Here is a 19,382-nt window from a genome sequence, read left to right on the forward strand (position 1 = left end):
GGCGCTCCCGCGCCCGCTGCGCTGGTGCCTGGCGGCTTAGTAAGGCCCGCCAGGCTGCCCGTACGGGTTGGCGAACGGCTGGCGCTTGGTGAAGTACGGCGACGCGGCCGGCAGGTACAGCATCACAATGCCTGCGACGCCCAGGAGGACTGCCAGCGTGCCGAGGCTCAGCGGGAGGATGCCGAGGATGGACAGGGCCGCGAAGACCGTCCCCAGGATCCGTGCCCAGTTCTTGCCCCTGCGCACATTGAAGGCCACGAGCGCGTAGAGGACGGCGCCGATCACGGCGATGGCCACGAAGCTACCGACCAGGAATCCCCTGAGGTCTTCGAACCTGATGTCCGCTCCGGCGGCGGCCATCTGGTTCTCGAACTCGGCCCGCACCTCGGGGGAGTCGACCATGCCGATCGCCAGCAGGGCGGACAGGACCCACACCACGCCGGACGCGACGATGAGCCAGAATGCCGTGTTGACGAGCTTGGGCATCCCGGCCGTGGCCTGCGGCTGCTCGGAGGGGAACTGGGCGTAAGGAGACTGGCCATACCCGGGCTGTCCGTACTGCGGAGCCTGCTGGTTGTACTGCGGCGGGTTCTGTCCGTACTGCGGAGCCTGCGGGGCGTTCTGTCCGTACTGCGGAGCCTGCTGCCCGTACTGCGGTGCCGACGGGGCCTGGCCATACTGGGGCGCGGAGGGTGCCTGCTGGCCGTACTGGGGTGCGTTCTCTCCGTAGCGCGGAGCCGGCTGTTCGCCCGGCTCGGGGGAGTCCGGGTTCGACGGCGGGACTGGCGGGATGCTCATGGGCGTTCCTTTGCGTGGCGGTCTGGTTCAGATACCGGAAACAGCTTCCTGCCCTGCCCCCAGCATGGTTTACTCCCACCGTACCGCGGGCCGGCGCCCCCGCGGATCATTCCGGAGAGGTATTCTCGCCGCGTGCCCGGGCATCCGATCGGGGGCCGGTTCTGCAACGAACGAAAGGTGCCCGGAAGCTCCTGACGTGCAGCCCAGGCGCAGCTCAGGCGCGGCTCCGCAGCGAGGCGAACCATGCCTGGGAGTTGGGCAGCCACATCAGCACGGCGGCCACCAGACTGATGGTGAAGCTCGGCCAGCTGCCTGCCCCACGGCCCTCGGCCGCGCTGGTGTTGAGGATGGCCAGCAGCAGGGAAATACCGGCGACGATGGTGAGAGCGAAGCGGGCCCACTCGCGGCCCTCCTTCATCTTCATGGCCAGGATGACCTGAGCCCCCGCGAGGGCCAGGGCCACCAGTACCAGCAGAAGGACCAGGAATCCCAGACCCGGAACGACGGCCAGCAGCACAAACGCCCCGAAGAGGCCCACCACCCCGCCCAGCAGGCCCAGCAGTCCGCCGACGAGCCAAATCCAGTAGGCGACTTTGAGCTCGGTGGGGAGCCATGTGACCGTGAACATGTCGGAGACTCCGCCCCGGGGCATCATGTCGTTGAAGTCCCGTGGCCGGTCCGCGGGCATCTCAAAGCGGAACCTGCCCGACGGCGGCCCCGACGGTCCGCCCGGAACTTGGTGGCCCGGCGCCTCGCCGGGCGGCCGGTTGCCCGGTGTCTGGTTCCGCGGGGGCCGGGCGCCCGGCTGCTGCGGCTGAGGTACCTCATTGGGGTTGCTCATGGCTCTCACTGTAGACCGCGGATGTGCCGGTATCGAGGGAACTTCGGCATGTTGCGGAGCATGTCGGGGCGCCGTCAGCCGCGGCCCGTTCGCGATGCGCCGGAGGTGCCTTCCGAAGTGCCATCCGGAGGCGGCGCCGCAACCGGACAACCCCGGATTACGCGGAACACCCCGCCTCGTCACACGGACGAAGCGGGGTGCCGGCGGCTGGAAGCCGCGGGTCCGGCCTGGTCCTGGGGACCGGCCGGTCAAGCGTGGAGTGGCTAGGCTGCGGGAGCGATGAAGGCCAGTTCGAGGTTGACGGCAACCTTGTCGCTGACCAGCACGCCGCCGGCTTCGAGGACTGCGTTCCAGGTCAGGCCGAAGTCCTTACGGCTGATCGTGGTCTCGGCGGACAGGCCGGCGCGGGTCATGCCGAACGGGTCGACGGCAACGCCGTTGAACTCGGTCTCGAGGGCCACCGGGCGGGTAACACCCTTGATGGTCAGGTCGCCCTGGAGCTCGTAGCTGTCACCCTTGGGGACGATGCTGTGGGAGACGAAGGAGATTTCCGGGAACTTCTCGACGTCGAAGAAATCTTCGCCGCGGACGTGGCCGTCGCGGTTGGCGTCGCCCGAGTCGAAGCTCGCGGTCTGGATCGTGGCGTTGACCTTGGACTCGGCCACGTTCTCGGCGAGGTCCAAGGTGGCCTCTGCATCCTTGAACTGACCGCGGACCTTGCTGATGCCCGCGTGGCGGACGGTGAAGGCGATCTCGCTGTGCGAGTTGTCGAGGGTCCAGGTGCCGGTGGTGACGTTAGCGGGAAGTGCCATGGTGTTGCTCCTTGAGTCGGGTGGATCGTTCGGTGGGTCTGATCGTCAGTTGAAGCTCCGTTTGTTGAAGTCTCAACTAACTGCTTCACCCAGTATAAACATGCATTTGCATCTTTTATTCCAACTCCGGGGAACATTTCTGAAAACTCTTCAGTTCTACTTCTTGTAGAAGATTTCGTCATTGCCCCTGCCCTTTGAGAAACTGGTACACATGCCCCAAGCCACTGTTCATTTGCTCCGCCACGGCGAGGTCTACAATCCCGATGGCGTCCTGTACGGCAGGCTGCCCGAATTCCATCTCTCCGAGCTCGGCCAGGAGATGGCCCGGATGCTGGCGGCGCACTTCAGCGCACGGTCCGCGCAGGGGGCGAACATCGTCCACCTCGTCGCCTCGCCGCTGACCCGCGCGCAGGAGACGGCGCAGCCCATCTCCGAGGCGCTCAACCTCGCGATCACCACCGAGGACCGGATCGTCGAGGCCGCCAACTACTTCGAGGGCATCCACGTCAACAAGGCCGAGATCTTCAAACCGAAGCACTGGCCCATGCTGCGCAACCCGTTCCGGCCGTCCTGGGGCGAGCCCTACAAGGACCAGGCCGCCCGTGTTATTGCCGCTGTGCAGGACGCCCGGCTGCGCGCCATCGAGCTCGGCGGCGAGGGGGCCGAGGCCATCCTCGTCAGCCACCAGCTGCCCATCTGGGCCACCCGGCTCAGCGCCGAGGGCAAGCCGCTGTGGCATGATCCGCGCAAACGCGAATGCACCCTCACTTCGGTCACCTCCCTGGTGTTCGACGACGCCGGGAACCTCCTGCGGGTCGACTACAGCGAGCCTGCTGCCGCCCTTCTCCCCGGTGCCTCCAGCACCCCCGGAGCCTGAGCATGACCGGTAACAACGCCAACGCCTCACCGTTGTCCCGCCGCAGCGTCCTGACGGCGGGCGGTGCTGCCCTCGCCGTCGTGCTGGGTCTTTCCGGCTGCGCCCAGGAGGATGCGCTGGCCAAACAGGCCAAGGCCGGTGACAACAAGAACTACGTGGCCGGCGACGGTTCGGTGACGGAATTCGCCGCCGCGGACCGCAAGAGCGCCATCGCGATCGAGGGCACCCTCTTTGACGGCACCCAGGTGACGGCCGAGGCCTTCCAGGGCCAGGTGACCGTGCTCAACTTCTGGTTCGCGGCCTGCGCGCCTTGCCGGGTGGAGGCGCCCTCGCTGGAGGCCCTGCACCAGGAGTTCAAGAGCCAGGGTGTGCAGTTCTTCGGGGTCAACCTCCGCGACGAGAAGGCCACGGCGGAAGCGTTCGACAAGACCTTCAACCTGACCTACCCGAGCTTCAATGACAAGGACGGCGCGGTGCTGCTGGCCGTCTCCGGACTGGTTCCCCCGGGAGCCGTGCCCACCACGCTCGTGCTCGACAAGCAGGGACGCGTGGCCTCCCGCGTCCTCGGCGAGATCCAAAAGGGCACCCTCAAGTCCCTCATCGCCGCTGCCGTGGCCGAGTAGCGGACGGGCCAGCCACCGTGAACAGCCCCTTCGCCGAAGCCATCCTGAGCGGTTCGCTGCTGCTTGCCATTCCCGTGGCGCTGCTCGCCGGGTTCGTTTCCTTCCTGTCGCCCTGCGTGCTGCCCCTCGTGCCGGGGTACCTGGGTTACGTCACGGGACTGACCGGCGTCGACCTCCAGAAGCAGAAGCGCGGCCGCATGCTGGCCGGCATCGGGCTCTTTGTCCTTGGCTTCTCGGTGATTTTTGTGCTGCTCGGCGGGGCGTTCGGGCAGCTGGGGACACTGATCACCGGCTCGCAGAACGCCTGGATCACCCAGGTGCTGGGCATCCTAGTGATCATCATGGGTGTGGTGTTCATGGGCGGCTTCGGCTGGCTGCAGCGCGACGCCAAGATCCAGTCGAAGCCGCCGGCCGGGCTGTGGGGCGCGCCGCTGCTGGGCATCACCTTCGGCCTCGGCTGGGCGCCCTGCATCGGCCCGACCTATTCCGCGGTCCAGCTGCTGAGCCTCTCCGGCGGGTCCTCCGCCGCCAAGGGCGCGTTCCTGGCGTTCGTCTACAGCCTGGGCCTGGGCATCCCCTTCCTGCTGATCGCCCTGGCCGTGCGCCGCGGCATCGGCGTGATGTCCTTCTTCCGCAAGCACCGGCTCGCCATCCAGCGCATCGGCGGCGGCATCCTGGTGGGGCTGGGCCTGCTGATGGCCAGCGGCGTCTGGGGAACCTGGGTTTCCGAGTTGCAGTACTGGTTCCAAACCGATGTGAAATTGCCGATCTGATGAGCGAGCGAGTGAACGTAGAGAAGAATCTCCCAGCCAACGGCACGAAGCGCCCCGGCACCAAGCCCGGCACCAAGCCCGGCGGCAGCCCTGTGGCCGCCGCCAAGGCTGAAGCCGTCCTCCCCACGCTTGGGCCGATGGGCATGCTCCGCTGGGCCTGGACCCAGCTGACCAGCATGCGCACCGCGCTGTTCCTGCTGCTGATGCTGGCTGTGGCCGCGGTTCCCGGGTCGCTGTTCCCGCAGCGGCCCGCCAACCCCTCGATCGTCACGCAGTACATCAAGGACAACCCGGACTACGGCAAGATCCTCGACGCGCTCCAGCTCTACGACGTTTACTCCTCGGCCTGGTTCTCGGCGATCTACATCCTGCTGTTCATCTCGCTGATCGGCTGCGTGGTCCCGCGCGCCATCGCGCACTACAAGGCGATGCGCTCCCAGCCGCCGCGGACACCTGCACGGCTGTCCCGGCTGCCCGAATACGGCACCCTCGTGATTCCCGCCGACGCCGGGATCCCGGCGTCGCGCGCCATTGCCGACGCCGCCGGGCTGCTGAAGAAGCGCGGCTACCGCGTCGACGTCCGCGACCGCGACGGCGCCCGGCCGTCAGTGGGGGCGGAGCGCGGTTTCCTGCGCGAAGTCGGCAACCTGGTCTTCCACACCTCGCTGATCGGGGTGCTCGTCTCGGTCGCGATCGGCGGGCTGTTCGGCTACAGCGGGCAGCGGATCCTCGTGGAGGGTGACACCTTCGTGAACACTCTCGTTGGCTACGACCAGTTCACCCCGGGCACCAACTTCCAAAGCAGCCAGCTGGAGCCGTACTCGGTGCAGCTGGACAAGTTCCAGATCACGTTCGACCGGGAGTCCCAGGGCAAGATCGGCCAGCCCATCGACTTCCAGGCCGACGTCACCACCAAGGACTCCCCGGAGGCGCCCGCCCAAAAAGAGGTGCTGAAGGTCAACGAGCCGCTCACCCTCGGCGGCACCAGCATGTACCTCACCGGAAACGGATACGCCCCGGTCGTCACCATCCGCGACGGCGCCGGAAACATCGCCATGCAGGGGCCGGTGGTGGCCAAGCTGCAGGGCGACAACTACTACTCCTCCGCGGTCATCAAGGTCCCGGACGCCAAGCCGGAGCAGCTCGCCTTCGCCGGCTTCTTCCTGCCCACTGCCTTTGTCACCGAGGAAGGCGTGTCTTTCAGCGGTGACCCGGAGCTGTTCAACCCGCAGCTGACCCTGAACTCCTACTACGGCGACCTTGGCCTGGACGACGGCGCCCCGCAGAACGTCTTCGAACTCGACGTCAAGAAGCTCACACCGCTCAACGCCCGCAACCTCGACGCCGGCGGCATCACCCTCTCGCCGGGCGCCAGCTATACCCTCCCGGACGGCAAGGGCACCATCAGCTTCGACGGCGTGAAGCGCTACATCGGCGTCGACATCCACCACAACCCGGGCCAGCTCTACGCCCTGATCTTTGCGCTCCTGGCGGTGGCCGGCCTGGTCATCTCGCTGTACGTAAACCGCCGCCGCGTCTGGGTCCGCACCGGAACCCACGAGGACGGCCGCACCATGGTCGAATACGGACTCCTGGCCCGCGGCGAGGACCACCGGCTTGCCGGTGAGGCCACCGCGATCCGCAAGCTGCTCGCCGGCGCCTGGGATCTCGACCACGGCGGCTCCCAGTCGGCTCCCAGCGGGGGAGCGGATAATGACCGGGCGGAGACCACGCTGCCCGGTGCCGGCGCTGAGCAGGTCTCCCCGGACCACCCCGCAGCAGACTTCATCCAGTCAACAGCAGGCTCTTCCGAGTCAAAGAAGGAACAGTAATGCTCCCCATCAACGAAACCATGGGCCAGTACAGCGAGTTGTTCATGCTCCTCGCGGCAGGCACCTACACGGTGGCGTTCATCGCCTTTGCGTGGGACCTGGCCAAGAGCAGCAAGACGCTGCGCGCGGTGGACCTCAAGGCCGCCGAGCTCTCCGGTGCCGCGGCCGCCCGCGTTCCGGTGGCTGCCGGCGTCGGGGTCTCCTCCTCCGGTGCTGTTGACCGGGCCGACGATGACGTGGCCGGCCCCGTTGGCCGGGCCGAGCGTCCGACGTCGTCCGTGGCTCGTGGTTCCGCCGGGAACACCGCCGGGATCGGCCAGACCGCCGATGGCTCCATGCGCTACTCCGCCGAGCGCCGTGCCCCCGCCCGGGTCGCCGTCGCCCTGACGGTGCTGGGTGCCGCCATCCACGCGGCCGGTGTCATCACCAGGGCCATCGGCGCGGGCCGCGTGCCGTGGGGCAACATGTACGAGTTCCTCACCACCGGCGCGTTCGTGGCCGTGGCTGTCTTCCTGCTGGTCCTGATCCGGCGCGACCTGCGCTTCCTGGGCACCTTCGTGGTGGGCCTGTCGATCATCATGCTCGTGGCTGCCTCCGTCGCGTACTGGACGCCGGTGGGGCACCTCGTTCCCGCGCTGCAGAGCTACTGGCTGATCATCCACGTCTCGATCGCCGTGCTGTCCTCCGCGCTGTTCACCCTGACCTTCGCGATGTCGGCGCTGCAGCTGGTCCAGACGCACCGGCAGAAGACCATCGCTGCAGGGGGCGCCGACAAGCTGGGCTTCATGCGCCTCGTGCCGTCCGCACTGAGCCTCGAGAACCTCTCCTACCGGATCAACGCGATCGCCTTTGTCGGCTGGACCTTCACCCTCATGTTCGGCGCCATCTGGGCCGAGAAAGCCTGGGGCCGGTTCTGGGGCTGGGACACCAAGGAAGTCTGGACCTTCGTGATCTGGGTGGTCTACGCCGGCTACCTGCACGCCCGCGCCACCCGTGGCTGGACCGGAACCCGCGCGGCCTGGCTCTCGATCGTCGGCTATCTCTGCGTGGTCTTCAACTTCACCATCGTGAACCAGTTCTTCAACGGTCTGCACTCCTACTCTGGGCTGTAGCCCGCGGCCCCAAGCCTCCGCGATTCACGGACCCATCTGTCACGAATGGCCGCTAAGCCACCCCGCTTAGCGGCCATTCGTGTCAGATGGGTGGCCCCGCACAGCGCATAGCGGCCATTCGCGCCAGATGGGTGGCGGCACCTCCGGTAGCGGCCATTCGTGTCAGATGGAGGCAGCGCGGTGTCGGAACTGGCCTGGATTCCACCGATTCACCAAGAGTGGCCGCTATTCCGGCCCGTATAGCGGCCATTCGTGTCAGATGGGTGACCCCGCACAGCGCATAGCGGCCCTTCGCGTCAGGTGGGTGGCCCCGCACAGCGCATAGCGGCCATTCGCGCCAGATGGGTGGTTGGGCGGTGTCGGAATTGGCCTGGATTCCATCGATTCGCCACGAGTGGCCGCTGTTCCGACCCGTTTAGCGGCCATTCGTGTCAGATTGGTGCCGGGCGGGGGCGGTCCGCCTCGGACTCCGGCCCGGTTGTGGAGTCCAGCCGCGGTCCGTCAGCGCGGCGCGCACACGGGTCACGGCGGTTGGATCCATGCCGGGTGCCAACGGGTCCAGGTCCGTCTGCGTCAGGACGACGACGCGCCATCCGGCATCCCTCGCGTTCTCATCGCGAAAGATGTCGCTGCGACGCTGCCCCGGATTGGCGTGATGCCCGCCGTCGTACTGGATCGCGATCTTTTCCCGCTCATAGGACAGGTCCGGGTCCTGGATCCATCCGCCGGTCTCGTCGAAAATCGGGACGTTGATCCCGGGTTCCGGCAGACCATGGCGAGTCAGGAGCAGCCGGAGTTCGGTCTCTTTGGGGGAGTCCGTGTTGGCGCGCATCAGTGCCCGCGCAAGCGTGGCACGACGGTAGCCGGTCCTGCCCCGTTTGCCGGCGAGGAATGCGTCCAGGGCGTCGACGGTGGTCAGCGGGTTTCTCCGGCGCAGCAGGAAGTCGCCGGCAATCACAAGGTCGTCGAGGCCCAGTAGGCAGGCGAGGTCGAACCACGTCCGGAGTGGGGAGGTGCAGCTCACCCAAGCCCCGGCCACGATCTCGTCCGGTGTGAGTGACTGCTGATGGCCCACGACATCCTTGTACCGCACGGCCCGCCTGGCCGGATCGCTCGTCAGATGGACGACGGTCAGGTTCGCCAGTGCGATCGGCAGGGGAAAGCCCCAAAGCACTGCTGCCGACAGGTGACTCACGACAGCGCCGGTCACGGCAGTCAGGGCGCGCAATCGTGCCAGCAAGCTGTCCTGGGTGGCGGCCGGGGCGCGCACTCCGTGGCAGGGGTTGACGAGATCCCGAGCCCGGGTCCGACGTCGGCTCAGTCCGGCGGCGCGGGCCTCGGCCACGGTGAAGGGCTGGTTTCGGAGCTGCCGCGGAAGCTCGCTGGGTGGGCGCATACGAGCATTCTGCGCCGGTCAGGAAGGGGCCCGGAGGTTATCCACAGTGTGGAGGAGGAGTGGGCCCTGTGAGCGGCAAGGAATAGTCGACCGAGGCGCCGCAGACCGGTACTACTTGACCTCGTCGGTGCCCTGCGCGTCGCCGCTGCCGCGGGCGTCGCCGGACTCGGTGTCGTGGGTGCCCGGGTTGTCCTTGTCTTCGGCGGCCTTGCGCTCCTTGGCGTCCAGCTCGTCCTTGAGCTTCTTGAGCCGGTCGGCTTCGGCCTGCTTGCGGCGGCGGAGTTCGAGGTTGCGCAGGAAGTCCGGGTCGTCGTCGGGTGCGATGGGGTGGCTGTAATTGGTGCGCACCGGGCCGGTTCCGCGCGGACGGCCAATGAGGAACCACAGGATGGCGCCGATCACCGGAAGGACGATCTGCACCACAATCCAGGCCGGCTTCGAAATGCCTTTGGTCTGGCGCGGGTCAGTGCGGATCACGTCGACGAGTCCGTAGACGAACACGACGAGAACGGCGACAACAACCACTACACGGAGCATGTAATCAGTCTAGCCTCCGGGGGAGTGTCCGGCTTCTACTGATCGCTGGTCCGGGCGGGAACTCTGCACCAACCCGATGAACGGTGCCGCAGCACTGCGGCACCGCGGAATCGCACACCCCCAGGTCGCTCGGTGGAGGGGCCGGCACGGGCCTCGGTGGGCCGGGGCTGCCGCCGGCGGCTAAACTTGGAGAGTGGCATTCCTGAAATACTCCCTGATCCGCCTGGCGCTCTTCGTGCCGTTGTTCGCGCTGTTCGTCTACCTCGAGCTCGGATGGCTGCTGGCCGTCCTCTGCGCGGGAATGATGGCCTTCGCGATCAGCTTCCTCTTCTTCCAGAAGCAGCGCGACGCTGCCGCCGCCTCGCTCCACCAGCGGTTCTCCGGCAAGGCCAAGCCGCTGCGCAGCGCCGGGGAAGTGGACGACGCCGATGCTGAGGACCGCCTGGTCGACGCGCACCCGGACATCACCGTCCACGAGGACAACCGCCCGAAAGACGCTTAGCTGTATTAGCCGTGCTGGTCGCCGGCTTAGCCCTGTTGGTCTTCGGCTGACATGTCGCCGACGCCAGGCGTGCCATCGGCGAGGGCGTAGCGTTGCAGCACCGCACCCTTCGGTGAGGCGACGACCGGCTCGATGAGCGTGAGGTTCGTCGGGACCACACCGTCGGCGAAGACCTTCTTTCCGTCGCCGAGGAGGATGGGATACACCCAGAGGTTGAGCCGGTCGAACAGCCGTTCCGCGAACAGGGTCTGCACGAAGTTGAGGCTGCCGATGACGTGGATGTTCTCGTGCCGGTCGCGCAGTTCCCGCACGGCAGCGACGACATCGGGGCCGAGCAGGGTGGAGTTGGCCCATTCGAGGTCTGGCGCCTGGCGCGAGGCCACTAATTTGGGGAGGCGGTTGAACAGCCGCGCGATATCCCCGTGGGCGTGTGGCCAGTACCCCGCGAAAATGTCGTAGGTCCGGCGCCCAAGCAGCAGCGCGTCCATCCCCGCCATCCCGGAGTCGATCTGCGCGCCGACGACCTCGTCCAGGAGCGGCGCCTGCCAGCCGCCAAACGCGAAACCGCTCTCAGTATCCTCGTTCGGCCCGCCGGGCGCCTGCGCGACGCCGTCGAGCGTGGTGAACAGGTCGATATGGATGAGTCCCATGCCGTGCTCTTTCCTCTGCCGCCCGTCGTCGTCCCGGCGAAGGGATCACTTTGAGGCTGTCACACGGTCCCCCTGCGAGGCAACGGGTATTTGCGCCCCTCAGAACCCGTGGCTCAGCACCAGGCCCAGGGAGAACAGCACCGCGTAGCCGAGGTTGATCAGCCCCGTCTGCTTGAGCACCGGGATCAGGCTCTTGCGGCGCCGTCCGGCGATCATCAGCCAGGACGGCATCAGGCTGGCCGGGATCAGCAGCAGCACGATCAGCATCCACGGCCGGCTCGGAGCCAGCACAATCGGCAGCAGGATCGCGACGGCGAGCATCAGCACGTAGCTTTCCCGGGCATGCTTGTCGCCGAGCCGCACGGCCAGGGTCTTCTTGCCGGCCTTCCGGTCGGTGGGGATGTCGCGGACGTTGTTGGCCATAAGCAGCGCGCAGGCGATGAGGCCGGTGCCGATGGCGCCGATGATGGCGGGGAGGCTGATCTGGCCGGCCTGCGTGTAGGTCGTTCCGAGGGTGGCGACCAGGCCGAAGAACACAAAGACGAACAAGTCGCCCAGACCCATGTAGCCGTAGGGGTTTTTCCCGCCGGTGTAGCCCCAGGCCGCGAGGACGCAGCCCAGGCCGACCAGGATCAGCCACCACGTCTGCGAGAGGATCACCAGGGCCAGGCCAAACACCATTGCCAGACCGAACGCGGCGAATGCGGCGTACTTGACGTGCTCGGGCTTCGCGGCGCCGGAGCCGACCAGCCGGAGCGGGCCCACCCGGTCCTCGTCGGTGCCGCGGATGCCGTCCGAGTAGTCGTTGGCGTAGTTCACGCCGACCTGCAGCAGCAGGGCCACGAGCGCGGCCAGCACGGCATGGAGCGGCAGGAATGCGTCCATCTCGTACGCGGCCGCGGTGCCGATCAGGACAGGCGCGATCGCGGCCGGCAGGGTGCGCAGTCGGGCGCCTTGGATCCATTGAGCGGCTGTTGCCACGTTCAGTACCTCGTGTTGGTTCGGCTAAACCGGGAATGCCCGGCTTATCTATTTTCCCTGATGCAGCTCGGTGAGCCGAACCGTCATCGCCAGGCGGTCCGGTTTCCCGTTCGGCAGCATCAGCAGTCCTCCGGCGGCCAGCACCGTTTTCGGGGCCAGTGTGCCCAACGCCGGTGCCCGGGCAGCGCCCGCGGTGAAGTGCCGGATGCCTTCGTCTGAGCTGTCGGCCAGGGCCACGTAGGCGGCGAGGGCCTGGCCCCACTCGGCGGAAGGGACCCCGGCGACAAAGGCGGCCAGCACGCCGTCGAGCTTCTCCAGCTCCGCCTGCACGTGCGCGGCGGAGACCTTCACGCCGCCGGTGATGACGACGTCGTCGGCCCGGCCCAGGACGGTCAGTTTCCCGGTGGCGTCGATGGAGCCGAGGTCGCTGGTGCGGTACCAGCGGACGCCGTCCTCCTCGAAGAAGGCGTCGGCGGTGAGCGCGGGGTCGCCGAGGTAGCCGGCGGCCAGTGTGGCGCCGCCCAGCAGGATCCTGCCGTCCCCGTCCACCCGGGCGAGCACGTCCTCGAGCGGGAAGCCGTCGTAGACGCAGCCGCCGCAGGTTTCCGCGGAGCCGTAGGTGGTGATCACGCGGGCGCCGGCGTCGCGGGCGGCGGCGAGCAGTTCGGGCGAGGCCGGGCCGCCGCCGAGCAGGATGCCGTTGAAGCGCCGCAGCACGGCCAGGGTTTCGGCCGACGGCGAGTCCAGCAGCCGCTGCAGCTGGGTGGGCACCAGCGAAGTGAAACGGATCTTGTCCGTGAGCTCCAGGGCGGCGGCGGTGAACGCCTCCGGGGTGAAGCCGCCGCTGAGGTCCATGGCCCAGGGCCGGGTGCCGGCGAACAGCGAGCGCACCAGGACCTGCACACCGGCGACATACTGCACGGGCAGCGCGAGCAGCCACTGGCCCTCGCCCTTGAGCGCGAAGGCGGTTGCCACGGAGGAGGCGGCCAGGGCGTCCACGGTGAGGACCGTCGCCTTGGGCGTGCCGGTGGAGCCGGAGGTCCGCACGACGACGGCGGCGTCCTCATAGCCCGGCGTCTCCACGGCGGAGACGACAACGCTCCCGTCGGTGCCGGCGGACAGTTCGACGGCGGGGCCCTCACCGTGCAGGGCGTCCGCCAGTGCCTTGAGCGCGGGCTCGATGTTCGGGGGTTGGGAAGTCACAGCTCCGGACGTCATCGGGCCGCCTTAGAAGTAGTACGGGAAGCTGGACCAGTCCGGATCGCGCTTTTCCAGGAAGGCTTCCTTGCCTTCCACGGCCTCGTCCGTCATGTACGCCAGCCGGGTGGCCTCGCCGGCGAAGACCTGCTGTCCGGCCAGGCCGTCGTCGGCCAGGTTGAAGGCGAACTTGAGCATTCGGAGGGCCTGCGGGGACTGCCGGGCGATGTCGGCGGCGTATTCCAGCGCTACGTCCTCGAGCCGCTCATGGTCCACGGCCTCGTTGACGGCCCCCATGCGGACCATGTCCTCGGCCGAGTATTCGCGGGCCAGGAAGAAGATCTCGCGGGCGGCCTTCTGGCCGATCTGCCGGGCCAGCAGCGCGGAGCCGTAGCCGGCGTCGAAGCTGCCTACTGTGGCGTCGGTCTGCTTGAACTTGCCGTGCTGGCGGGAGGCTATGGTCAGGTCGGAGACGACGTGCAGCGAGTGCCCGCCGCCGGCGGCCCAGCCGTTCACGACGGCGATGACCACCTTGGGCATGGTGCGCATGAGCCGCTGGACTTCCAGGATGTGGAGCCGGCCGGCGCGGGCGGGGTCGATCGTCTCGGTCGTTTCACCGTCGGCATAGCGGTAACCGTCGCGGCCGCGGATCCGCTGGTCGCCGCCGGAGCAGAAGGAGTGGCCGCCGTCCTTGGCGGAGGGGCCGTTGCCGGTGAGCAGCACGGTGGCCACGTCCGGGGTCATCCGGGCGTGGTCCATAGCGCGGTACAGCTCGTCCACGGTGCCGGGGCGGAAGGCGTTGCGCACCTCGGGCCGGTTGAAGGCGATGCGGACGGTCGGGAGGTCCCGGACCACGGTGCCGTCCTCGGCACGCTGCACCTGCCGGTGGTAGGTCATGTCCTGGAAGTCGTCGAAGCCGGACACAGTGCGCCAGCGGGTGGGGTCAAAGACGTCGGACACCTTGGCGGGGATTTCGTTGCTCACAGTCCGAGTCTAGTAATCGGCTCAGCTGATGCAGAACTCGTTGCCTTCCGGGTCCGCCATGGTGTGCCAGGAATGTGGCCCCTGGCTGGCGGTCCAGAGGAACGTGGCGCCGCGGGCCTCGAGCGCGGCGCGCGCCTCGTCCTTGTCCGCGCCGGCCAAGTTGACGTCCCAGTGGATCCGGTTCTTGATGGTCTTTTCCTCCGGGACCGTCTGGAACAGAATGCGGCGGGCGGGCGGTTTCGCGTCGAGTTCCTCGGGCGGGCGGATGGCGGCCCCGGCACCCCACACGAGCTTGCCGTGGTGCCGCGTGGTTTCCGCCTCCGTGGCGAAGCCCTGCGCGATCATCGAGCGGATGAAGTCCTCGTCCTGCGGCTCCACGGCCCACTCGAGGGTTTCGGCCCACCAGTCGGCGAGCGCATGCGGGTCCCGGCAGTCGACGGCGATCTGGATGTTCAGTGTCATGGAAAGAAACTACGACGTCGGCGCGCGCGGCGGTAGGGGGAGCGTCTCAGCACGCCGACGGCGGACCCTGCGGGGTGTAGGAATCCGCGATACGCCAGATCGGGTCGTCCCACTGCATGACATAGTCCAGGGCCCAATCCGAGCACGTCTGGCCGGCGGGCCCGTCCTCAGGGTCCTGGACAGTCCGTAGCCGGACGGACGCGATCAACTCCGTTCCGGACATCCTCACCTCGGCGATGTCGAGGCTCCGCCAGAAGGAGGAGCCCAGACCTGAGCGCCAGGTTTCCAGCCCGCCCATCCGTTCCTGCAGTTCAGGGCTCAGGATGGCAAACGCGAGGTCGTAGGCGCCAAGATTGATCGACTGGCCGTGGAATACCAGACTCCGCGCGATGTTGACAGCTTCGGGATGCTCGGAGCTGACGGTGACGGCGACGGAGCTGCCCTCGTCTGCTGGAGGCACGCCACAACTGGCTGGAGCCACAGCCGCGGTTTGGTTACTCCAGGTCTCGACTGCGAGGACAGCCTTTCGGGCGTCGACTGCGTAGGCCGTGCCTTCGGCACTGAAATCGTCAGGGCGGTTGGTACCGAATACCCAGGCTCGTTTGGAGCTGACGACACCAGCCACTTCACCCTCCAGCGTCAGCAGGGGACCGCCGCTGTTCCCGGGGTTGATGGCGGCGTCCGTCTGGACCAGGTTAGTCACGGTTCGTGTGCCGATTGTCTGTTGCCGGTTGAGCCCGCTGACGCGGCCGGCGGTGAAGGTGAGGTCGGCATCCAAGGGGAATCCGAGTGCCGCTACTTCTTCACCGAGTTCTGGCGGAACATCGACGAAGGCGAAGACGTGGCCGTCAACGGGGCGGGAGGTGCGCAGGAGTGCGAGGTCAGCTGGTTCGTCGACCCCCAGCACCTCGGCGCCCACGATTTCCGTTCCGATGCTCACACTGATGTCAGCCTGGTCCTTAACGACGTGAGCCGCCGTCACGATCAAGTCATCCTTGACGAGAAAACCCGTACCGACTCCGCCTCCGTCACAGAGCGTGACGTTGATCTTCGCAACACCGGAGCGAACGGCCGCCACGGTGTCGGACCAGCCTGCCGGCGGTTGGGCCGGGGGCGGGGTCGTCGGCGGGGTGGAATTGGACGGCGGAGGCGCGGGCGGCTCGGACGTGGCCGCCGCCGTCGTTGGGTCAGCCGGGGGAGGCGGGCTGGGCAGGGTGACACAGCCCGACAGCGTCAGGAGCAGGGTTACGAGAGCCGCCGGCGCAGCGAGCGCCTTGGGTGCGGAGGTTCGGCGGACTTGGGCGTTCATGGCGGTCCTTTCCCACAACAAAGGTTGCCGCTTTAGCCCGCCCAAACTATCGCGAAGTGCCCCCAAGATAGCCCATATGCCGCCGAACGACTAGGTGCCGAGTCTGTCCATTCTGCTTAGTCAGCCCTGCATCTGCTGGAGCTGCTCCATCAGTTCGGGCGGGATGGCGTAGATGAAAATGACCGCCAGCAGGTTCTTCGAGGCGTGGACGAAGTAGGCGAACATGACGTTCCTGCCGGTCCAGACATAGACGAACACCAGCACGACGCCCATGGCGAGGTAGGGCATCAGCACCGTCAGGCTCAGTTCCTCCTGGCCGACGATGTGCAGGGCCGCGAACAGCACCACGGACAGGGCACAGCACACCCAGATGTTGACCCGCCGGCTGAGTTTGCCGATCAGCAGGTGGCGGAAGATGTATTCCTCCACGAAGGGCCCCACGATCACCAGCAGCGGCACCATCAGCCAGGCCGGCACCTGCTGCATGAGCGCCTGCAGGCCGGCCTGGTTCGCGGACGTTTGCGGCGGCCCGGTGAGGGAGACCAGGACCGCGGTGAGGATCATCATGGCCACCACAGCCAGCGGGACCATGAGCGCGGTGAACCAGGGCCTGGTGGCGAGCACCCGAAGGTCGCGGGCGGCGACGTGCCGGACGGCGGCCACGGCCAGGATGCCGATGCCGCCGTAGAAGACCAGGTTGACGGTGTAGGACGCCACCGCCGGATTCGGCGACAGCTCGAGCAGCAGCGGGACCAGCAGTCCGCCGGCCACGGCGAAGAACGCGGCCACTGCCACGTACAGGAACGCCGTGATGAAATCGAGCCGCGAGAACCGGTACAGTTCCGGCCGCGGTGCCGGTGGAGTGCGGAGAACAGTGCCCATGCCACCAGCCTAGCGCCGCGGCCGGACGGCAGGGTCCCGTATAATATTCGGTATGCCTAATAATTTGTTTCGGTCCGCCAAAGTTGTCGGCCGAACACGTCGCCGCCGCACTGCCGGAGCCGCCGCCGTCGGCGTTCTGCTCGGACTGTCTCTGGCCGCCTGCGGGGCTGCCGTCCCAGGCCAGGGTCCGGGTTCCGCGAACGAGAAGCCCGTCGTGCTGACCACGTTCACCGTGCTGGCCGACGTCGCGCAGAACGTGGCCGGGGACAATCTGCAGGTCGAATCCATCACCAAGGCCGGCGCCGAAATCCACGGCTACGAGCCCACGCCCGGGGACATCCGCAAGGCGGCCAAGGCAGACCTGATCCTGGACAACGGGCTGAACCTTGAAGCCTGGTTTGCGCAGTTCGTCGAGGACCTGGACGTTCCGCACGCCGTGGTGAGCGAAGGCGTGGAAGTGCTGTCCATCGGCGAGGACTCCTACGAGGGCAAACCGAACCCGCACGCGTGGATGTCACCGGTCAACGTCCAGCTCTACGTGGACAACATGGTGAAGGCGTTCGCGCAGCTGGATCCGGAGAACGCGGCGGCCTTCGAGGCGAACGGCGCGGCGTACAAGGCCAAGCTGCAGTCCGTGCAGGACGAAATGGTCCAGAAGCTCGCCACCGTCCCCGAGGCGCAGCGGGCGCTGGTGACGTGTGAGGGTGCCTTCTCGTATCTTGCCCGCGACGCCGGCCTCCGCGAGGTCTACATCTGGGCCGTCAACGCCGAACAGCAAGCCACCCCGCAGCAGATCACCAAGGCCATCGAATTCGTTAAGGCCAACAAGGTCCCGGCCGTCTTCTGCGAGTCCACGGTCTCGGACGCCCCGATGCGCCAGGTGGTGGGAGCGACCGGCTCTACCTTCGGCGGGGTGCTGTACGTGGACTCGCTCTCCGAGGCGGACGGGCCTGTTCCCACGTACCTGGACCTCATCCGGCACGATTCCAAGCTCATCACCGAGGGACTGACGGGAGCGGCATCATGAGCAATCCAGCCATTCTGGTGGAAAACGTCACCGTCCATTACGGGGAGGTCCTGGCGCTCGACGCCGCCTCGCTCACCGTCGAGGCGGCCCGGATCTGCGGGCTGGTGGGCATGAACGGCTCCGGCAAGTCCACGCTGTTCAAAGCGATCATGGGCATGGTCAAGCCGGACGCCGGCCGCGTCCTCATCAACGGTGAATCACCGGCGAAGGCGCGCAAGAAGGGCGGCATCGGCTACGTCCCGCAAAGCGAGGACGTGGACTGGCAGTTCCCGCTGTCCGTCCGCGACGTGGTGATGATGGGCCGCTACGGGCACCAGGGCTTCACCCGCCGCCCGTCCAGGGCAGACCGCGACGCCGTCGACCTCGCCCTGGACCGGGTGGAACTCTCCGAGTTCGCGAACCGGCAGATCGGCCAGCTCTCCGGCGGCCAGAAGAAGCGCGCCTTCGTGGCCCGCGGCATCGCCCAGGGCGCCACCATGATGCTCCTGGATGAGCCCTTCGCCGGGGTGGACAAGCGCTCCGAAGCAACGATCACCCGACTGCTGAAGGAACTCGCCTCGGACGGCTGCACCATCCTCGTCTCAACCCATGACCTGCACGCCCTGCCCCAGCTCTGCGACGAGGCGGTGCTCCTGATGCGCAAGGTCCTGATGCACGGCCCGCCCGAGGTGGTGCTGCAGCCGGAGCACCTGGCCATGGCCTTTGGCCTGGACGTCCTCAACCGCGACCTTCCCGAGCCGCCCGACGGTCCAGGCGTTCCCGACGTTGCTGCCCCCGGCGTTTCGAACCAGCCGGGCAGGAGCTGAGCCATGGATCTCTTCGACCTCCTGCTGGAACCGCTGAGCTATGACTTCATGGTCCGCGCCATCGCCACCACGGCGCTCGCGGCCATCGTCTGCGCGGTGCTGAGCTGCTGGCTGGTGCTGATCGGCTGGTCACTGATGGGGGACGCCGTCTCCCACGCCGTGCTGCCCGGGGTGGTGCTGGCCTACATCGTCGGGGCTCCCTTCGCACTGGGGGCGCTGGTGTTCGCACTGATCGCGGTGGCCCTGATCGGGGTGGTCCGCAACACCAGCCGGGTGAAGGAGGACGCGGCGATCGGGATCGTGTTCACCTCGCTGTTCGCCCTGGGCCTGGTGCTCATCTCCGTCACGCCGAGCCAGACGGACCTCAACCACATCATCTTCGGCAACCTGCTCGGCGTCAGCGTTCCCGACCTCATCCAGGTTCTGGTGCTCGGTTTCGTCGCCTTTGCCATCCTCATCCTCAAACGCCGGGACCTCACGCTGTACGCCTTCGACCCCACGCACGCCCATGCGATCGGGCTGTCCCCGAAACGCCTCGGCGCGCTGCTGCTGGGGCTGCTGGCGCTCACGTCCGTGGTGGCGCTGCAGACCGTGGGCGTGGTCCTGGTGGTGGCCATGCTGATCATTCCCGGGGCCACGGCCTACCTGCTGACGGACCGGTTCTCCCGCATGTTGGTGATCGCCCCGGTCATTTCCGCGCTGTGCTCCATCGCCGGCATCTACCTCAGCTACTACCTCGACACCGCCTCCGGCGCCATGGTGGTCCTGACGCAGGCGGCCGCGTTCGCCGTCGTCTATCTGTTCAGCCCCCGGCAGGGGCTGATCGGCACCCGGATGGCGATGGCCCGGCGCCGGAAAGCGGCCGCGCTCGCCGCCTGATGTTGCCCGCCCGGGCCCCTGCCCGACGGCGGCAGGCGCGTCAGGTGTGGGCCTGCGGTGTCATACTTGACGACGCAGGCCCGCCGCCGGGCAGGCTCGCCA

The 19,382-nt window shown here is 67.5% G+C and carries 21 protein-coding genes; 9 read left to right on the top strand and 12 right to left on the bottom strand.

Features of this window, described 5'->3' with window-relative positions; genetic code table 11:
• Nucleotides 1–36: 36 nt before the first annotated feature.
• From AC50YC_RS00655 to AC50YC_RS00665, 3 genes are all read right to left on the bottom strand, one after another.
• On the bottom strand, nt 37–798 hold the full coding sequence (locus tag AC50YC_RS00655; RefSeq protein ID WP_494951723.1) for a hypothetical protein: 762 nt from the start codon (nt 796–798) through the stop codon (nt 37–39).
• 214 nt (nt 799–1,012) lie between these two features.
• Entirely contained in the window at nt 1,013–1,639 is a 627-nt protein-coding gene (locus AC50YC_RS00660; RefSeq protein ID WP_494951724.1) for a hypothetical protein, read from the bottom strand.
• A 263-nt stretch (nt 1,640–1,902) separates the two neighbouring features.
• Nucleotides 1,903–2,451: a YceI family protein gene (locus AC50YC_RS00665; protein ID WP_494951725.1), complete on the bottom strand. Its 549-nt coding sequence runs from the start codon at nt 2,449–2,451 to the stop codon at nt 1,903–1,905.
• 211 nt (nt 2,452–2,662) lie between these two features.
• Here AC50YC_RS00665 and AC50YC_RS00670 point away from each other — a divergent pair, with 211 nt between their 5' ends.
• The 5 genes from AC50YC_RS00670 to ccsB are packed head-to-tail and all read left to right on the top strand — an operon-like array spanning nt 2,663 to nt 7,668.
• Complete coding sequence (locus AC50YC_RS00670; protein ID WP_494951726.1) at nt 2,663–3,328, top strand: histidine phosphatase family protein; 666 nt, start codon at nt 2,663–2,665, stop codon at nt 3,326–3,328.
• Between the two features lie 2 nt (nt 3,329–3,330).
• Nucleotides 3,331–3,951, top strand: coding sequence for a TlpA family protein disulfide reductase (locus AC50YC_RS00675; protein WP_494951727.1), 621 nt, complete (start codon nt 3,331–3,333; stop codon nt 3,949–3,951).
• Between the two features lie 17 nt (nt 3,952–3,968).
• On the top strand, nt 3,969–4,724 hold the full coding sequence (locus tag AC50YC_RS00680; RefSeq protein WP_354173023.1) for a cytochrome c biogenesis CcdA family protein: 756 nt from the start codon (nt 3,969–3,971) through the stop codon (nt 4,722–4,724).
• Complete coding sequence (gene resB / locus AC50YC_RS00685; protein WP_494951728.1) at nt 4,724–6,556, top strand: cytochrome c biogenesis protein ResB; 1,833 nt, start codon at nt 4,724–4,726, stop codon at nt 6,554–6,556. Before AC50YC_RS00680 ends, resB begins: the two co-directional genes overlap by 1 nt.
• Entirely contained in the window at nt 6,556–7,668 is a 1,113-nt protein-coding gene (gene ccsB / locus AC50YC_RS00690) for a c-type cytochrome biogenesis protein CcsB (protein WP_494951729.1), read from the top strand. The genes resB and ccsB overlap by 1 nt, the downstream gene beginning before the upstream one ends.
• Nucleotides 7,669–8,083: 415 nt before the next feature.
• Here the strand turns inward: ccsB and AC50YC_RS00695 are convergent, their stop codons facing one another.
• Both AC50YC_RS00695 and AC50YC_RS00700 read right to left on the bottom strand, forming a co-directional pair.
• Nucleotides 8,084–9,064: a hypothetical protein gene (locus AC50YC_RS00695; RefSeq protein ID WP_494951730.1), complete on the bottom strand. Its 981-nt coding sequence runs from the start codon at nt 9,062–9,064 to the stop codon at nt 8,084–8,086.
• Between the two features lie 111 nt (nt 9,065–9,175).
• Entirely contained in the window at nt 9,176–9,601 is a 426-nt protein-coding gene (locus tag AC50YC_RS00700) for a PLD nuclease N-terminal domain-containing protein (RefSeq protein WP_494951731.1), read from the bottom strand.
• 193 nt (nt 9,602–9,794) lie between these two features.
• Here AC50YC_RS00700 and AC50YC_RS00705 point away from each other — a divergent pair, with 193 nt between their 5' ends.
• Entirely contained in the window at nt 9,795–10,103 is a 309-nt protein-coding gene (locus tag AC50YC_RS00705; protein WP_494951732.1) for a DUF4229 domain-containing protein, read from the top strand.
• Nucleotides 10,104–10,129: 26 nt separating this feature from the next.
• On the opposite strand, the gene AC50YC_RS00710 is transcribed toward AC50YC_RS00705, so the two are convergent.
• The 7 genes from AC50YC_RS00710 to AC50YC_RS00740 form a co-directional block, all read right to left on the bottom strand.
• On the bottom strand, nt 10,130–10,753 hold the full coding sequence (locus AC50YC_RS00710) for a dihydrofolate reductase family protein (RefSeq protein ID WP_494951733.1): 624 nt from the start codon (nt 10,751–10,753) through the stop codon (nt 10,130–10,132).
• Nucleotides 10,754–10,852: 99 nt separating this feature from the next.
• Entirely contained in the window at nt 10,853–11,734 is an 882-nt protein-coding gene (locus AC50YC_RS00715; RefSeq protein ID WP_494951734.1) for a 1,4-dihydroxy-2-naphthoate polyprenyltransferase, read from the bottom strand.
• Nucleotides 11,735–11,782: 48 nt separating this feature from the next.
• The gene (locus AC50YC_RS00720; RefSeq protein ID WP_494951735.1) at nt 11,783–12,952 is read right to left on the bottom strand and encodes an AMP-binding protein; all 1,170 of its coding nucleotides are present in this window, start codon (nt 12,950–12,952) and stop codon (nt 11,783–11,785) included.
• A gap of 9 nt (nt 12,953–12,961) precedes the next feature.
• Nucleotides 12,962–13,915 carry a 1,4-dihydroxy-2-naphthoyl-CoA synthase gene (locus tag AC50YC_RS00725; protein WP_494951736.1) on the bottom strand — a complete coding sequence of 318 codons (954 nt, stop codon included), beginning with the start codon at nt 13,913–13,915 and terminating at the stop codon, nt 12,962–12,964.
• A gap of 21 nt (nt 13,916–13,936) precedes the next feature.
• Nucleotides 13,937–14,377, bottom strand: coding sequence for a VOC family protein (locus AC50YC_RS00730; protein WP_494951737.1), 441 nt, complete (start codon nt 14,375–14,377; stop codon nt 13,937–13,939).
• A 46-nt stretch (nt 14,378–14,423) separates the two neighbouring features.
• Complete coding sequence (locus tag AC50YC_RS00735; protein ID WP_494951738.1) at nt 14,424–15,686, bottom strand: S1C family serine protease; 1,263 nt, start codon at nt 15,684–15,686, stop codon at nt 14,424–14,426.
• A gap of 120 nt (nt 15,687–15,806) precedes the next feature.
• Nucleotides 15,807–16,568, bottom strand: a complete 762-nt coding sequence (locus tag AC50YC_RS00740; protein ID WP_494951739.1) for a CPBP family intramembrane glutamic endopeptidase — start codon at nt 16,566–16,568, stop codon at nt 15,807–15,809.
• A 52-nt stretch (nt 16,569–16,620) separates the two neighbouring features.
• On the opposite strand from AC50YC_RS00740, the gene AC50YC_RS00745 reads away from it, so the two are divergent.
• Genes AC50YC_RS00745 through AC50YC_RS00755 form a run of 3 tightly spaced genes read left to right on the top strand, consistent with a single transcriptional unit; the run spans nt 16,621 to nt 19,280 of the window.
• Nucleotides 16,621–17,595, top strand: coding sequence for a metal ABC transporter substrate-binding protein (locus tag AC50YC_RS00745; RefSeq protein WP_494951740.1), 975 nt, complete (start codon nt 16,621–16,623; stop codon nt 17,593–17,595).
• On the top strand, nt 17,592–18,401 hold the full coding sequence (locus AC50YC_RS00750) for a metal ABC transporter ATP-binding protein (RefSeq protein WP_494951741.1): 810 nt from the start codon (nt 17,592–17,594) through the stop codon (nt 18,399–18,401). The genes AC50YC_RS00745 and AC50YC_RS00750 overlap by 4 nt, the downstream gene beginning before the upstream one ends.
• Nucleotides 18,402–18,404: 3 nt before the next feature.
• Nucleotides 18,405–19,280: a metal ABC transporter permease gene (locus AC50YC_RS00755; RefSeq protein WP_494951742.1), complete on the top strand. Its 876-nt coding sequence runs from the start codon at nt 18,405–18,407 to the stop codon at nt 19,278–19,280.
• The last annotated feature ends 102 nt before the right edge of the window (nt 19,281–19,382 follow it).

The sequence above is a fragment of the Pseudarthrobacter sp. MDT1-56 genome (genome assembly GCF_059383555.1).

Excerpts from the sequence above, each read along its gene's own strand:
- AC50YC_RS00655 (WP_494951723.1), bottom strand. The coding sequence starts at position 798 with ATGAGCATCCCGCCAGTCCCGCCGTCGAACCCGGACTCCCCCGAGCCG.
- AC50YC_RS00660 (WP_494951724.1), bottom strand. The coding sequence starts at position 1,639 with ATGAGCAACCCCAATGAGGTACCTCAGCCGCAGCAGCCGGGCGCCCGG.
- AC50YC_RS00665 (WP_494951725.1), bottom strand. The coding sequence starts at position 2,451 with ATGGCACTTCCCGCTAACGTCACCACCGGCACCTGGACCCTCGACAAC.
- AC50YC_RS00670 (WP_494951726.1), top strand. The coding sequence starts at position 2,663 with ATGCCCCAAGCCACTGTTCATTTGCTCCGCCACGGCGAGGTCTACAAT.
- AC50YC_RS00675 (WP_494951727.1), top strand. The coding sequence starts at position 3,331 with ATGACCGGTAACAACGCCAACGCCTCACCGTTGTCCCGCCGCAGCGTC.
- resB (WP_494951728.1), top strand. The coding sequence starts at position 4,724 with ATGAGCGAGCGAGTGAACGTAGAGAAGAATCTCCCAGCCAACGGCACG.
- ccsB (WP_494951729.1), top strand. The coding sequence starts at position 6,556 with ATGCTCCCCATCAACGAAACCATGGGCCAGTACAGCGAGTTGTTCATG.
- AC50YC_RS00695 (WP_494951730.1), bottom strand. The coding sequence starts at position 9,064 with ATGCGCCCACCCAGCGAGCTTCCGCGGCAGCTCCGAAACCAGCCCTTC.
- AC50YC_RS00700 (WP_494951731.1), bottom strand. The coding sequence starts at position 9,601 with ATGCTCCGTGTAGTGGTTGTTGTCGCCGTTCTCGTCGTGTTCGTCTAC.
- AC50YC_RS00710 (WP_494951733.1), bottom strand. The coding sequence starts at position 10,753 with ATGGGACTCATCCATATCGACCTGTTCACCACGCTCGACGGCGTCGCG.
- AC50YC_RS00720 (WP_494951735.1), bottom strand. The coding sequence starts at position 12,952 with ATGACGTCCGGAGCTGTGACTTCCCAACCCCCGAACATCGAGCCCGCG.
- AC50YC_RS00730 (WP_494951737.1), bottom strand. The coding sequence starts at position 14,377 with ATGACACTGAACATCCAGATCGCCGTCGACTGCCGGGACCCGCATGCG.
- AC50YC_RS00735 (WP_494951738.1), bottom strand. The coding sequence starts at position 15,686 with ATGAACGCCCAAGTCCGCCGAACCTCCGCACCCAAGGCGCTCGCTGCG.
- AC50YC_RS00740 (WP_494951739.1), bottom strand. The coding sequence starts at position 16,568 with ATGGGCACTGTTCTCCGCACTCCACCGGCACCGCGGCCGGAACTGTAC.
- AC50YC_RS00745 (WP_494951740.1), top strand. The coding sequence starts at position 16,621 with ATGCCTAATAATTTGTTTCGGTCCGCCAAAGTTGTCGGCCGAACACGT.
- AC50YC_RS00750 (WP_494951741.1), top strand. The coding sequence starts at position 17,592 with ATGAGCAATCCAGCCATTCTGGTGGAAAACGTCACCGTCCATTACGGG.
- AC50YC_RS00755 (WP_494951742.1), top strand. The coding sequence starts at position 18,405 with ATGGATCTCTTCGACCTCCTGCTGGAACCGCTGAGCTATGACTTCATG.